This is a genomic window from Bacillus paramycoides (assembly GCF_001884235.1).
GTDB classification, from domain to species: domain Bacteria; phylum Bacillota; class Bacilli; order Bacillales; family Bacillaceae_G; genus Bacillus_A; species Bacillus_A paramycoides.
Genome location: NZ_MAOI01000020.1, coordinates 110,898 through 124,691 on the forward strand (window position 1 = coordinate 110,898; position 13,794 = coordinate 124,691).

The 13,794-nt window shown below is 37.5% G+C and carries 12 protein-coding genes; all 12 read right to left on the minus strand.

From position 1 onward, the window contains the following. Positions 1-3: 3 nt before the first annotated feature. Positions 4-825, minus strand: coding sequence for a glycerol uptake facilitator protein GlpF (glpF, locus tag BAU28_RS03195; protein ID WP_071717716.1), 822 nt, complete (start codon positions 823-825; stop codon positions 4-6). Between the two features lie 226 nt (positions 826-1,051). Continuing rightward, positions 1,052-1,612 carry a glycerol uptake operon antiterminator GlpP gene (gene glpP, locus BAU28_RS03200; RefSeq protein WP_071717717.1) on the minus strand — a complete coding sequence of 187 codons (561 nt, stop codon included), beginning with the start codon at positions 1,610-1,612 and terminating at the stop codon, positions 1,052-1,054. 158 nt (positions 1,613-1,770) lie between these two features. Next, positions 1,771-2,967 carry an oxalate decarboxylase family bicupin gene (locus BAU28_RS03205; protein WP_071717741.1) on the minus strand — a complete coding sequence of 399 codons (1,197 nt, stop codon included), beginning with the start codon at positions 2,965-2,967 and terminating at the stop codon, positions 1,771-1,773. A gap of 215 nt (positions 2,968-3,182) precedes the next feature. Further along, positions 3,183-3,383: a sporulation YhaL family protein gene (locus tag BAU28_RS03210; protein ID WP_002170693.1), complete on the minus strand. Its 201-nt coding sequence runs from the start codon at positions 3,381-3,383 to the stop codon at positions 3,183-3,185. A gap of 78 nt (positions 3,384-3,461) precedes the next feature. Then, positions 3,462-4,334, minus strand: coding sequence for an alpha/beta fold hydrolase (locus BAU28_RS03215; RefSeq protein ID WP_071717718.1), 873 nt, complete (start codon positions 4,332-4,334; stop codon positions 3,462-3,464). Positions 4,335-4,577: 243 nt separating this feature from the next. Beyond that, positions 4,578-4,883 carry a hypothetical protein gene (locus tag BAU28_RS03220; protein WP_071717719.1) on the minus strand — a complete coding sequence of 102 codons (306 nt, stop codon included), beginning with the start codon at positions 4,881-4,883 and terminating at the stop codon, positions 4,578-4,580. After that, positions 4,884-5,978, minus strand: a complete 1,095-nt coding sequence (locus tag BAU28_RS03225) for a response regulator aspartate phosphatase (protein WP_071717720.1) — start codon at positions 5,976-5,978, stop codon at positions 4,884-4,886. Between the two features lie 283 nt (positions 5,979-6,261). Continuing rightward, the gene (locus tag BAU28_RS03230; protein WP_071717721.1) at positions 6,262-7,239 is read right to left on the minus strand and encodes a ring-cleaving dioxygenase; all 978 of its coding nucleotides are present in this window, start codon (positions 7,237-7,239) and stop codon (positions 6,262-6,264) included. Between the two features lie 55 nt (positions 7,240-7,294). Further along, positions 7,295-8,239: a ring-cleaving dioxygenase gene (locus tag BAU28_RS03235; RefSeq protein WP_025149456.1), complete on the minus strand. Its 945-nt coding sequence runs from the start codon at positions 8,237-8,239 to the stop codon at positions 7,295-7,297. Between the two features lie 406 nt (positions 8,240-8,645). Then, entirely contained in the window at positions 8,646-9,590 is a 945-nt protein-coding gene (gene yhaM, locus BAU28_RS03240; protein ID WP_002170685.1) for a 3'-5' exoribonuclease YhaM, read from the minus strand. Positions 9,591-9,631: 41 nt separating this feature from the next. Continuing rightward, positions 9,632-12,556, minus strand: a complete 2,925-nt coding sequence (locus tag BAU28_RS03245) for an ATP-binding protein (protein WP_071717722.1) — start codon at positions 12,554-12,556, stop codon at positions 9,632-9,634. Beyond that, entirely contained in the window at positions 12,553-13,794 is a 1,242-nt protein-coding gene (locus tag BAU28_RS03250) for a metallophosphoesterase family protein (protein WP_071717723.1), read from the minus strand. Before BAU28_RS03250 ends, BAU28_RS03245 begins: the two co-directional genes overlap by 4 nt.

The window sequence follows — 13,794 nt, forward strand, 5'->3', positions numbered from 1 at the left end:
CCCTTATGCTACTTTTCTACTATTTGTGTTACTTCCGCTTTTTTTACTTGTCATATAAGAGATTGCTAGTACAATCACAGTTACAATAATCACATAAATAAGTGCTGAATTTTGTTTCCCTTCAAATACAACTTGATGGAATAAACCTGCAAGTGATCCACCTAAAATTGGACCTACTACTGGAATCCATGCATACTTCCAGTTTGAACCGCCTTTTCCTGCAATCGGAAGGAAGAAGTGTGCAATACGCGGACCTAAATCACGAGCCGGGTTGATTGCGTATCCTGTTGTTCCACCTAATGATAAACCAATACTTACAATTAAGAAACCTACGATAAATGGATTTAATCCATCTGCAAATTTATTTGCTCCAATTGCTAATATACCAAATACTAAAACGAATGTTCCAATCATTTCACTTAAAAGGTTTGCAAATGTGTTCGGAATTGCTGGACCTGTTGCAAATACACCTAACTTTGTTCCTGGATCTTCTGTTTCTTTCCAATGAGGTAAGTAATGTAAATATACGATAACTGCCCCAATAATTGCCCCAATCATTTGTGCTGCGATATACATAGGTACATCACTCCATGGGAACGCTCCCTTAAAAGCAAGTCCTATCGTTAAAGCTGGATTCAAATGTGCCCCACTAATTGATCCAACCGCATACGCTGCGACAGCAACCGCTAGACCCCAACCCATTGTAATTACAATCCAACCAGAATCTTTCGCAAACGACTTCTTTAAACTTACACCAGCACAAACGCCGCCACCAAGTACGATTAACAACGCTGTCCCTATTAATTCCCCTAAAAATGCTGACATAAAATCCCTCCACAATCAATTTAAACGCTTTTAAATGTGATAGAGGTAAAATGAATGGCCATTCGTTTTTTTCAAAAGAAAAAGATCCACAGCTTACATGCTTCTATATACAATATATAGAAACAATAAAATGTGGATCTCTTCTTTTCTCCGTCACGTTTATTAACTTGTCTATAATGTTAACCGTTAATGAAAGCGGTGTCAACATAATTATTTCACATTTCCGTCACTTTTTTTGGTAATATTTCCATAGCTCGCGTTTTGACGTCGTAATTGCTGTCGCACCAGCATTTAAAGCTTTCTCCACATCATCAACTGTACGAATGAAACCACCCGCTAAAATCGGGACACCAGTACGCTCTTTCATTTCAGCGATGACATCCGTTAACGCTCCAGGGAGCACCTCAATATAATCAGGCTTCGTCTTTTCTAAAAGATTGCAACTTTTCTCCATCGCACTAGAATCAATTAAAAAGATACGCTGAATTGCCACAACACCCTTTTGCTTCGCCTTCATAATAACGCTCGCCTTTGTCGAAAGTAATCCGTACGGTCTAAACTCCTGGCATAAATACTCCGTCGCATGCCCATCACTCTGCAGGCCATGAATTAAATCCACATGTAAAAACACCTTTTTACAATATTGCTTCGCAAGTGACACAACACTCTTTAATTGACCGACATGAATATCTAAAATAACGATATACTCATACGAACTATGTAATAACTTTTCCAAATCTTTAATTTGCCTCACTGCCGGCAAAATCTTCTGTTCATGAAATTCCATTCTAACTGTCCCCTTCTTTATGGCATCCTATCCTTTATAGTACACAATTTGCGTGAAAAGAACAGCTAGTGTAGGGAATTTCTTTCAATTTACTCATACAAACAAAAACGCCATCCCTTCCTATATCTCTATAGAAAGAATAGCGCACATCTCCATTTTTATCCATCCGATTTCGGATTATATGAAAACCCCGGATACTTCACAACAGGCCATTTCTCCTTACGCAAGGAATCCATCAGCTCTGATCCAACATGTAAATTACTTTTAACTATTTCTGCAGGAGTCAATGCCATCCATTGGTTTAACGATACATCTTCAAAGCGGTTACTTTTGAACATCTCTAAAAACCATAATGTTTCGGTACCAGTGTTTTGAATATAATGTCCAGTAGCAAAAGGTACATATCCGACATCACCAGCTCTATAATCAAATGTACGAGCTACACCATTCCCAAGAAACACCGTCATTCTTCCCTGTCCAGTAAGATAATATTGCCACTCATCATTGTTAGGATGCCAATGAAGTTCCCTCATTCCACCAGGCTCAATTTCAACGAGCGCCGCTGCGATTGTTTTTGAAATTGGAAAATTAGTAGAATCTACAATTCGCACGCTACCACCAGGGGTCTTAATAGGTGTTTGTTTTAACAGTTCGTGCTTGAAGGTTAAAGGAACTGTTCCGTCTGGTGACTGGACTTCCTGACTTTCAAGCGAACCCGGTACCTCTCCTTGATAAATATAAACCTGCTCTGAGGGAATAGAGTTAAAAGCACTCTCTGGTACTCCGAAGTTAGCCGATAGAACCTCTTTTGGCGTATGCGCAAACCAGTCGGAAATAGCTAAAGTAGAAAGATCAGAAAAGTGCCCATCATCGAAGACGAGCAGGAATTCGCAATGTTCCAGCCCTTGAATGGAATGCGGGATACCAGGTGGGAAATACCAAAGGTCTCCTGGACCAACGTCAGCAATGAAGTTTCGTCCATCTTGGTCAACGGCAGTTATTCGTGCCCGTCCTAAAAGCATATACGCCCATTCTGCCTCTTTATGCCAATGAAGCTCACGTACTCCTCCGGCCGTTAGACTCATATTTACACCAGCAATTGTAGTCGAAACCGGAAGTTCTCTAACAGTAATCTCCCGAGACCACCCACCTTGTTTTAAAATCATAGAAGTGTCTGAGAATGAAAATTTCAAGTTAGGAACCAAGCCAGCATCTGTAATAGGTGGAACGAGCATATTCGGATTTTGAATATCCCGCATAATATTACGTGGCCCAGAATCTATCGCACCAGCTCCATCGCTGCGAATTGGTTGTGGTATATTCCCTCCCGTTTCATTAACAGTACGTTTTTTCATCATTACGCTCCTCTTTCATCGGATTATTAAGTAAAAAACCTTTATCATAGCGTATGAATTGGGCTTTAAATGGTTCCTGTGCCTATTGGTACAATGATTTCTGCCTTAACAATCCGCAAACCCTTGATGCTTTCGCAGTTTAAAAAACGTGCAGCCAACACACTAGCATATAAAAAAAGAAGAGAAATATTTTTCTCTTCTTCAAACATTTTCTATTAAAGCAGTACCGAATCTTTATCACTATCCTGATTGCGTTTCTCGCGCTCTTCTTCTAAGCGCTTCATATAAACTTCGCCTTCTTTTTCGATAAACTCATTATCCATCTCTTGCTCTTTTTTCGAAGTATATAAAACCATGTAGCCACTCAACACAATCCCAATGATTACAAGATAAATCCACCATGGTAAAGTTTCCACTCTATTTCATTCCTTTCCTTAGACAAGCCTTATTAGTTTCACTGTATGAGGAAAGAAGCAGATTTATGCTTAAATTTTTCATTGTGGATTCTTCTCGAAGAACGCTTGTACATATTCCATAAACTCGATTGGCTCCTGACGGAACGGTGCGTGGTATCCTTTTTCAATGATATGAAACGTACTATTGGCAAATAACTGATGGTACAGTTCACCATTTTCCCAAGAAACACTCTTATCGTGCCTACCCCATAAAATTAAAGTTGGCACCTTAATTTTATCTGCTTCCATCGCAATGCGGCGCTCTTTCATTTTCGTAAGCTCATCATAATGCTTTTTATCATCTCGACTATTTTTCACTTCATTTTTATTATAATCCGTAATCGCAGTCACAGTTTGCAGGTCTGTTGATAACTGCGGCATTTCATAACCTTCTTTTTGCTGGAAAGATTCAATTCCTGTAGAATCCGCTAAAATAAGATGCGTAACTGCATCTGGGTATAAATATGCTAAATTAAGGGACATCTCTCCCCCCATCGAATGACCAAGTACCGCAAACTGATCATACCCAAGCTTCTTCATTAACTTATAATATAAATTAACTTGCGCAGGAAACGAATACTGAAAATCAATCGGCTTAGAAGAACGCCCAAACCCTAAAATATCAACCGCAATAATCGTATGATCCTTCACAAGTTCCGGATAAATATCACTAAACCCATCTGAAGAACCACCAAACCCGTGAAGCATAAGTAAAGGCGGCTTCCCCACGCCAATTTGCTTAAAATAGATCGTCTGTCCATCAATCTGTGCCATACTCTCTTTCGTATTTATCTTCATCATCACAGTATCTTTCACTTCTTCAACCTTCGCAATCGACTTATCAACGAAGTTACAAACTACTAATAAAACAAGAACAATACCGCTAATGATATAAAACTTAAACCGTTTCAAAGTTCCCGTCTCCTTTCTCAAGCTGCTATTTAAAGTTTTTACAGTTTTTGGTTGTTTTATGTTTTCTTTTTAATTGTAACTATATCGGTTACAATTATATTAAAAAAATATGACTTATTTCTATTACTATCATCATTCTGTAACTATTATAGTTACGCATTTAAAGTAAGTCAATTCTTTTCTCTACATGACCTAAAAATAGAAAAAGGGACTTCTATGTTGAAGTCCCTTTCTTTATTTTTATTATAGTTGGCTTACTCCGCCGTCACCTTTATTGAAGTTTGCTGGAGCCCCGCCAGTCTCTCCTATATTAACGTAGTCTGGTCTTGCTGGTGCTCCACCCGTGTCCCCTCTATTGAAACCAGCATAATCTGGTCTTGCTGGCGCTCCACCTGTATCCCCCTTATTAAAACTAACATAGTCTGGTCTTGCTGGCGCTCCGCCTGTATCTCCTCTATTTAAATATTGATTTTGAGATCCAGCAAAGGAATTCAATCCAATTGACAATGTAACTACTAAACCCGTAATGAACAAACTAGTCTTTTTCATTTATTTTAACGCTCCCTTTTTTAAAATTCTCTTTTGAGCTTGACTACTAACAAAAAAGTACTTACTAGCTTTTTCATGATTTTCTTCCTGATAAAACTTACAAGCTAATATTTCCATATATTCCTTAACGCACTCTAAAAGAGAATGTTCTTCAAAATATAAGATACTTTCTAAAGTTACTTTCTCTAAGTCACTAGCACTGGATTTAATATTAAGTTCTTTTAAAATCATAAAACGATATTGGAATTCTTTATTTTGTAATTCGTTACAAATCCTTAAGCCTAACTCTATTAGCTCATTAGCAGTTTCTATTCTACCTAATTTATAATTTTCCTCAGCTTCAGTGAAAATTGCTTTAAAATTTCTAGGCATTTTTTGAGTAACTTCACTTAGATGTCTAATCGCTAAATCAGATAAATCCTGACTGCCATATAGCCACCCTAAATTATTTCTAACCATTAAAACATACTTTTCATGATTCACTTGTTGGAAAACATTTAATGCAGTATTAAAATTTTCCTCAGCTAATTCAAATTGTCTTAAGTCTATACAACATAAACCCAATATATTCTCACATAACGCGAAATTAATATCATATCCTGATTGCTTCGTAAAATCTTCTTTTGCCTTTTTCAAATAATCAATCGCATTAATTTGTTGATAGGAGTGATAGTAGAAATTCCCCATCCGGTAATTAAACTCCGCATGTTCTATCGGATCTGCAATATATTTCAATAACTTCTCAGCTTGTTCATACTGTTCTTTCGCTTCGTTATAATTTGAAATTAACGTGCAATGAAATCCTTTAAAAAAGTGATAGTAATACGCTAGAAAGCCTTCTGCTGGAATTTCAAAAGATTCCACTTTATCAAAACTATCTTCTCTAATTGAAATCCAATCAACTAATGCATCATACCTGAAATTCAATAACGCACGATAAAGTAATACATCCTGATCCACTTCCAAACCACTAATCTTACTATCAATCTCTTCTTTTATTTCCGTAGCTTTCTCTATTTGCTGCTGCAACATTACACGATACCAATCATCTAAAGAATGTTTCATTTGCTCCCGTGTTACTATATCTGTTCCCATACCTTCGCATCCCCTTTTCTCACAGCTTACAAAATTAGGATATTTATACAATTATCCAAATTGTATACTACCACCCCTTTTCTATATATTGAAAAATAATTATCAGAAAATTACGATTTAAATGAATTATACCGAATATTTCTTTTTCAAAAACTTGAGAAACATTTGTCAGAATATTTCTCAAGCAAATAAAAAAGCAAGCAATTCCAGCTATTAGCTAAAACCACTTGCTCTTCTACTTATGAATGTTACATCGGGTTATCAAATTCTAAATCGTACATCTTTACTCTTTGATAAATTCCTTTGTACTTCTCACTGTATCAATTGGACGAACTAATTTTTCTATTTCTGCGCGTTTTGGCTCTAGGAATGGAGGTAAAGATAATTTTTCTCCAAGTGTTTCGTATGGCTCATCTCCCATAAAACCAGGGCCATCTGTTGCAAATTCAAATAAAATTTGTGGTGCAACTCTTGCGTATAATGACTCGAAGAAGTGACGATTTACATAACCAGATGAAGGGAGTCCAACGCTACCTATTCTCTCAATCCATTCTTCTAATACAGCACGATCTTCTACTCGGAATGCGGCATGGTGCACTGTACCAAAGCCTTGTTGTGCTTCAGGAAGAACCGTATTATGTTCTACAATAACAGAGGCACCGTTTCCACCTTCATTCACTTCAAATAAATAGAATTCTCCCTCTTGAGCAATCTCTTTAAATAATAGAACTTTTTCTAACACTTCTTTAAAGAAACTAAAGTTCGCGATACGAATAAATACAGGTCCTAAACCAGTAATTGCATATTCCAATGGAACTGGTCCATCTTGCCAAGGTGTACCTGATTCCACACCTTTATCAAATTCATCTGAGATTAATTGATAGTGTTGATCATCAAAATCAACGAAAGAAAGAGTTTTCTTACCAAATTGCTCTTTAATTCCTGTATGTTCCACTTCAAGACGTTCAAAACGTTTCACCCAATACGCTAGCGCTGCATCACTTGGAACGCGGAACGAAGTTTTTGAAATTTCATTTGTACCGTGTACTCCTTTTGGAACACCTGGGAAGTCAAAGAATGTCATATCTGTTCCTGCACTACCTTTATCATCTGCAAAGAATAAGTGATACGTTTGAATATCATCTTGGTTTACCGTTTTCTTAACGAGACGCATTCCTAAAACGTAAGTGAAAAATTCATAGTTCTTTTCTGCACTACTTGTAATCGCTGTAACGTGGTGTATCCCTTTTAATTGGTTCATTTTATATTCCTCCAATAATTTTAATTTATATGTTAAAGTTGTATTTTTTCTTCTATTACTTCTCTTCAACCGGAGCTAAATTTGCTTCAATTTCTGCTCGCTGATCCTCTAAGAACGGCGGTAAATCAAGTTTTTCTCCTAAATGTTCCACATCTCCATCAACTGTAAATCCTGGTCCATCTGTCGCAATTTCAAAAAGGATTCCGTTTGATTCACGGAAATATAAGCTTTTAAAGTAGAAACGGTCGATAATTCCTGAAGAATGAAACCCTCTTTGTTTCACCTGTTCCTCCCAATAGGCAAGCTCTGTATCGTTTTTCACACGAATTGCTAAATGGTGAATGCTACCGCGGCCCGGCTTTTCAGAAGGACCATCCAAATATTTCACAACTATTTCTCCAAAGGCTTCTCCCTTAATAGACTGAAAAATTGCTTCCTCGTCACTTCGGCTAACCTCTGTATAACCAAACATATCTGTAAGTGTACTCGCCATTTTATCAAGCCTACGCACCGTCATTTCCACAGAACCCATTCCTTGAATTTGATGTTCGGCCGGAACTTCGGATTTCTCCCATGTTTCCCAGTGCTTCACTTTTTCTCCGTTTGAAACGATTAGTACTAAACGAAGACCTTCAGAATCCTCAAATTTCAAAGCAGGACGATTTGCATATGTTGTAAGTTCACTATGTTTCACACCAAATTTCTCAAATCGTTCTTTCCAGTAATGCAGGCTGTCCTCTGAAGGAACGAGTAATCCAATTCGAGTAATCGCATTCGTACCGCGATATGTTTTTCCTACTAAAGGAATTTCAAAAAACGATAGCTCCGTACCTGGGCTTCCTGTTTTATCTCCGTAAAATAAGTGATACATTGACGGATCATCTTGGTTTACCGTCATTTTCACACGACGTAAACCAAGCACGTTTTTATAAAAATGATTATTTTCATTTGCGTTCTTTGTAATCATTGAAATGTGATGATGTCCTTTAATTTCATACATCGGTGATTCCTCCGTTTCATTTTACTAGTCAAGTGATAACTAAAAAAATAATATGCTTCTTAACTTTTCACTATATTCTCATTATGTTTTTGTAGCTTAATCTTAGTTTTTTACTGAATAAGTTGCATTGATAGAAAACTGTTTTAAAAATTCATTCATACATTACTTTACTGTGTAAACCGAAAGTAACTGAGTGTATGTTTTTCATATGACTCAATCACTTTCGTTACTATCACTTTACATCTCAAGTGATTAAAAAGCAAGTAAAAAATCTCAAATTCAAGATATTTCTTTGATTAAATAATATTTTAGGCTGGAGAATAGTTAATTTCTATCTGTTATTGAATGTGATTTTTAATAAAAAAACAGCCTCACTAAGTTTTTTAACACTTAATGAGGCCATTTTTTAATTATGGAACGTCGGCTTATAGAACGAACGGTTATCAAGAGCAAAGACACGCTCTGTGTATTCGCCTGGTTTTGTGCGTCCTAATGCGCGGTCCATCATGTTCATTTTTGCATCTAAGTTATCGATGTAGTGCAGAATTTCTGCTTCTTTTACTAATGGTGGTTTTGGGCTACCCCATTCTGCTTTTCCGTGGTGGGAAAGGACGATGTGCTGAAGGATTAATACTTCTTCTGCATCGATTTGTAGTTCATCTGCTGCTTTACCAATTTCGTTCACCATAATTGAAATGTGGCCAAGTAAATTTCCTTCCAACGTATACGTCGTAGAAATTGGGCCAGATAGCTCAATTACTTTACCAAGGTCGTGTAAAATAACGCCCGCATAAAGTAAATCTTTATCTAACGATGGGTATAGTGTAGAAATTGCTTTCGCTAAATCTAACATTGATACGACATGGTAAGCTAGTCCAGATACGAACTCGTGATGATTTTTCGTCGCTGCTGGATATTCTAAAAATTCGTTTTGATGCTTATTTAATAAATGTCTTGTTAGACGCTGAATGTTCGGATTTCTCATTTCAAATATGTACTGCGTAATTTTTTCAACCATATCTTCTTTTTTCACTGGCGCTTTTTCTACAAATTCCGAGATGTCGGTTACTTCATTTTCATTAGCAACGCGAATTTGTTTCACACGTAATTGAATACGTCCTTTATAGTTTTGAATATCTCCTGCTACTTTGACGATTGTTTCTGCTACATATTGTTTCTCAACTTCTGGTGATACATCCCATAGCTTCGCTTCAATATCTCCAGTTTGGTCTTGCAAGATCACTGTTAAAAACGGCTTTCCATTGCTTGCGATACCTTTTGTCGCTGTTTTAATTAACAAGAAAATATCGACTTGTTCACCAACTTCATACTCTGCAATTTTCTTTTTCATTCGAATTCCTCCACCAAATCAATTACTTTTAGTATAGCATACTACAACTCATTTTCTTTACGCTTACGTGTTAATTTTATAATCTGATTTTCTTTAAAATATGTTAATAAATGCTCATGACATGTAAAGAAGATAACTTGTCTATCTTTCGCAATTTCCTTTATAAGTTCAATCGTTCGATTCGTCCTTACCGCATCAAAATGCACGAAGCTATCATCAATAATAAATGGATAATCATGCTCAAATGTTTTCGCTAGCGCAAATCGTAACGATAAATATAGCTGCTCTGCTGTCGCCTGGCTCAGTTCATGACTGTAAAAACGCATACCATCATTACGTTCCACAATAAACGATTCCGTTTCTGACGGTGAGAATATTTTACTATATCGTCCGCCTGTTAAATAAACGAAATACTCTTCGGATTTTTGTAAAATACGCGGAAGATGCACTTCATGATAATATTGCTTCGTTTTCGTTAGTACTGTCTTCGCGGCCGCATATGCAGCCCACTTCTTCACTTGTTCACGTACTTGTGATTTTTTCATTTCCCACTCATGTAGTAAATCACCGTACGTACTACCTTCTTCTAAATTCGCAATTTCTATTCGATGCTTCGCAATACGCTCTGTTAATTCTTTCTCTTTCGCAAGAAAGTTTTGCATCGTTACTATTTCTTGCTTTAACTTTTCTTCATATCCTTCAGCCTCATAATTTTCAGCTAATGATAAACTCGTTAAGCGCTGTTCTAAAAGATCAATTTGAGGCAATAGACGCCCCACTTGCTTCTCGGCATCTTCACGTTTTTCCGCCAATCTTCCTGCTTCTAAAAACATCTCTTCATTTGTAGATTCTGCAATATGCCATAAACCATCTCGTTCTACTAGAAGTTGCTTTAATTGCTGCTGCAAGAATTCATATTCCTCTTGCCACTCCGCAAGCTTCTCTTCCTTTTGCTTACAAGTCTGCCTCTTCTCTTTCTCATTTTGCATACGACTTTGCGCCTCATAGAGCTTACTATACTCTGTGCTACCGATAACAGTTTCTAGTTTATGTTCAAAACGAGAAATCATTTCATATAATGAAGATTTTCGCTCACCTTGTTTCTCTAGCTCACGATATAATTGCTGCATTTTTTCAATACGCTCAAACGCCGGCAATATGTGCGCATACGTATAAAATTCTGGGAACATATAACGCGTTTTATAAGCATCTACTTGTTCTCCTGCATGGAAAGTTTCTCTTTCCCATTCCTCATACGATGAAACGACTTTATCATACGCACGTTCCATTTGCTGCAATTTATAAGACTCTCGCTCAAATAACTTTCGAATCTCTTCATCTTTTTCTAATTGATAACGAACTGACATCGCCTCTTCACTTTGACGCCCGCCAGCACTTTGCTGAAGAGTAAGGAGTTCTTCTTGCAATCCACCTGATGGATCTTTATATAAAACGAGCGCTAAGACAATTCCTACAAAAACAATAACACTAATAAATAACATCGCGCGGTTATCTATAAATAAACTCGTTACTAAAACGCCCGTGTTAATAAGAAGTAACAGAAGACAAACTCTTTGCCACTGCTTTTTCTTTTGCTTTACTGCCCCTGCTTTCTCTTCATACTTACGCTTCATTCTCTCTGCGCCCATACCTAGAAACGCCGCATCTTGAAATGATTTTTCTTTCTCAACTAACGTATTTCTCTCTTCATCAGCTAACATTTGCTGGCTTATTTGTCTTATATTTTCTTCTTGTTCTTCTAATTGCTCTTGAGCCGTTTTAAAACGTTCATCTAGTTGCGTTTTTTGCGTTTCTAACTCTCTCGCTTTTTGCACCGTTTGTGTAATTAATTCTTTCGTCGCTAAACTTATATCAAATGAAAGAACAGTCTCTTTTTCAAAAGTAGTACCAATTTGTTGCTCTAGTTCTGCAATTTCTTCTTTTATATTCGCAATATTCCCTGTAATATCACGCATTTCTTGGCGTGCATTTTCATAAGACATATGCTGCATACGAAGCTCTTCTACATAACTTTCTTTTTGTAAAAATGCTTCATCTATTTCTGTGGCATCAATTTCTAATTGTACAGTTTCTATCTTTTTCTGAAGTGAATCTACTTGCACTTGAAGAGGCTCCATCTTAGCCTTTATCGCCTCATAGCGCGCCGTACCATTTACAGGAAACTGTCCTTTTTCGTTTTCTAACACTTTCTCGTGCGTACGTTTTTCAATAACGAGAGGCTCAAGCGCCGACAATATTTCATAATCTTGCTTTCGTTTTTCCGCACACTCTTTTTCAGTACGAACGTAAGCGAGTTTCTCTTCACTTTCTTTTAACTGCTCAACCTGTTTTTCATACGTGCCAATTTTCCCTTGCCACTCTTTCAGCTTCTCTTCAAGCTTCTTCATTTCTTGCAATGACACGTTAATTTCAGGCTTACGACCACTCGGCTTAAAGCGCTGATCCATTTCTTTTTCTAGCTTTTTATCTAACTGCAATAACGCATCGCTTCCGACTGCGCTTGCAGAAAATAAATAATTGCCGATATCCGCCTCGCCAAGCTGATGAATATTTTGAAGGCCATGCATATCAAATGAAAAGACAGAATCAAATAAGCTTTCATTCATTCCGCTTAATATATCATTTAAAATATCTTCGCCGCCAGTTTTCCCGTCTTCAAAATAAACGGTCACTTCACCAGATGCCGTCTTTGGCAAACGCTCAATTTTCAAATGGCCGTACTTCTCTGTTTGCACAGTAATCGCACCGCCATACTTCCCGCCTTCTTTCGGTTCATAACGGCGCTGCCCTCTCGTCGGAAAACCGAATAAAATACTTTTCATAAATGAGCGAATTGTCGATTTCCCCGCTTCATTTTCACCGTACAACACCGTCAGCAATGAAAGATCCATTTCCACATTTTCTAGTTTTCCATAGCCATAAATATGGAGTTTTTCAATTCTCATTTTTTATCCCTCTCTTGCTGGAATAATTGCTCTAAAATAATATTTTCCGCTTCCTTTTGAATCTCTTTCTTCTCTTCTTCCGTAAAAGATTCAATACTATTACGTGCCACAGGAGATGTCCAAATCGTGCGCAACACTCCGTCCATATTTGTAAAACCTTCTAGCTCTTGCAGTACACTACCGACGAAATGATTTTCTGCTTTCAAACGTTCAATTTCCGCAAAAGAAACCGTCTCATTTTTCCACTTCATCGCATACACAAAGTCTTTTCGCTCTTCTCCCGCTGCTAAAATATGAAAAATCTCTTCCACACGCTTTTCATCACGCAAATAAGGAGAAAGCGGCCCCTGCCCTGTAAATACGACGGTTAAAAGCGTACCTTCCTCTTCTCTTCGGCACTCATTCATTATTTCTGCCGCTACTGTCATAAGATCATCAACAGTTTCAAGTCCATCAATATTAACTTCTATCTCATCCCATACAACATCCGCAGTATAGAAAAACGAACAATGCGATCCTTGTTTCGTTAACTCGATAAGGTACGCACCCTTTTCCCCTGTTTCCTTACGATGGCGCCCTTGTATATTACCTGGATAAATAATGTACGGCTCTTCCGATAAAACTTCTCGTTTATGTATATGGCCAAGAGCCCAATAATCAAACTGCTTTTCCTTCAGCTCACGAATTTGAAACGGTGCATAGCGATTATGCTCCGCATCCCCTTCCACACTTCCGTGAAGCATTCCAATATGAAAAGGCGCATCACTCATTTTCATATACTGCGCTGTCATATTATCCGTTACTGCTTGCTGCAAATAACTAAACCCATAAATAGAAGCTACAAGCTCATCATTTTTATAAAATGATTTCTCTTCCACATAAGGCTCCGTAAACACATGAACATTTTCAGGAAACTCAATCGCTGCCCAGCTTCCGCCTAAATGATCGTGGTTACCGTGAATAATAAAAATGGGAATATCGTACTGCGAAAGTCTCTTCATTTGCTCACGCACAAACACTTGCGCTCTCAAACTTCTCGTCTCCGCATCATACAAATCCCCAGCTAGTAATACGAAATCAACGCGCTCTTGAATCGCTTTATCAACAATACGCTCGAACGATTCAAACGTACTTTGCTTCATTCTCTCCCAAACAGACGGTGGTACATTCATTTCCATCCCTTTAAACGGACTATCCAAATGCAAATCAGCCGCATGTATAAACTTCACTTGTTTCAC

Excerpts from the sequence above, each read along its gene's own strand:
- BAU28_RS03245 (WP_071717722.1), bottom strand. The coding sequence starts at position 12,556 with ATGAGAATTGAAAAACTCCATATTTATGGCTATGGAAAACTAGAAAAT.
- glpP (WP_071717717.1), bottom strand. The coding sequence starts at position 1,612 with ATGGAATTTCATGAACAGAAGATTTTGCCGGCAGTGAGGCAAATTAAA.
- BAU28_RS03225 (WP_071717720.1), bottom strand. The coding sequence starts at position 5,978 with ATGGGAACAGATATAGTAACACGGGAGCAAATGAAACATTCTTTAGAT.
- BAU28_RS03205 (WP_071717741.1), bottom strand. The coding sequence starts at position 2,967 with ATGAAAAAACGTACTGTTAATGAAACGGGAGGGAATATACCACAACCA.
- glpF (WP_071717716.1), bottom strand. The coding sequence starts at position 825 with ATGTCAGCATTTTTAGGGGAATTAATAGGGACAGCGTTGTTAATCGTA.
- BAU28_RS03235 (WP_025149456.1), bottom strand. The coding sequence starts at position 8,239 with ATGTATGAAATTAAAGGACATCATCACATTTCAATGATTACAAAGAAC.
- BAU28_RS03230 (WP_071717721.1), bottom strand. The coding sequence starts at position 7,239 with ATGAACCAATTAAAAGGGATACACCACGTTACAGCGATTACAAGTAGT.
- BAU28_RS03220 (WP_071717719.1), bottom strand. The coding sequence starts at position 4,883 with ATGAAAAAGACTAGTTTGTTCATTACGGGTTTAGTAGTTACATTGTCA.
- yhaM (WP_002170685.1), bottom strand. The coding sequence starts at position 9,590 with ATGAAAAAGAAAATTGCAGAGTATGAAGTTGGTGAACAAGTCGATATT.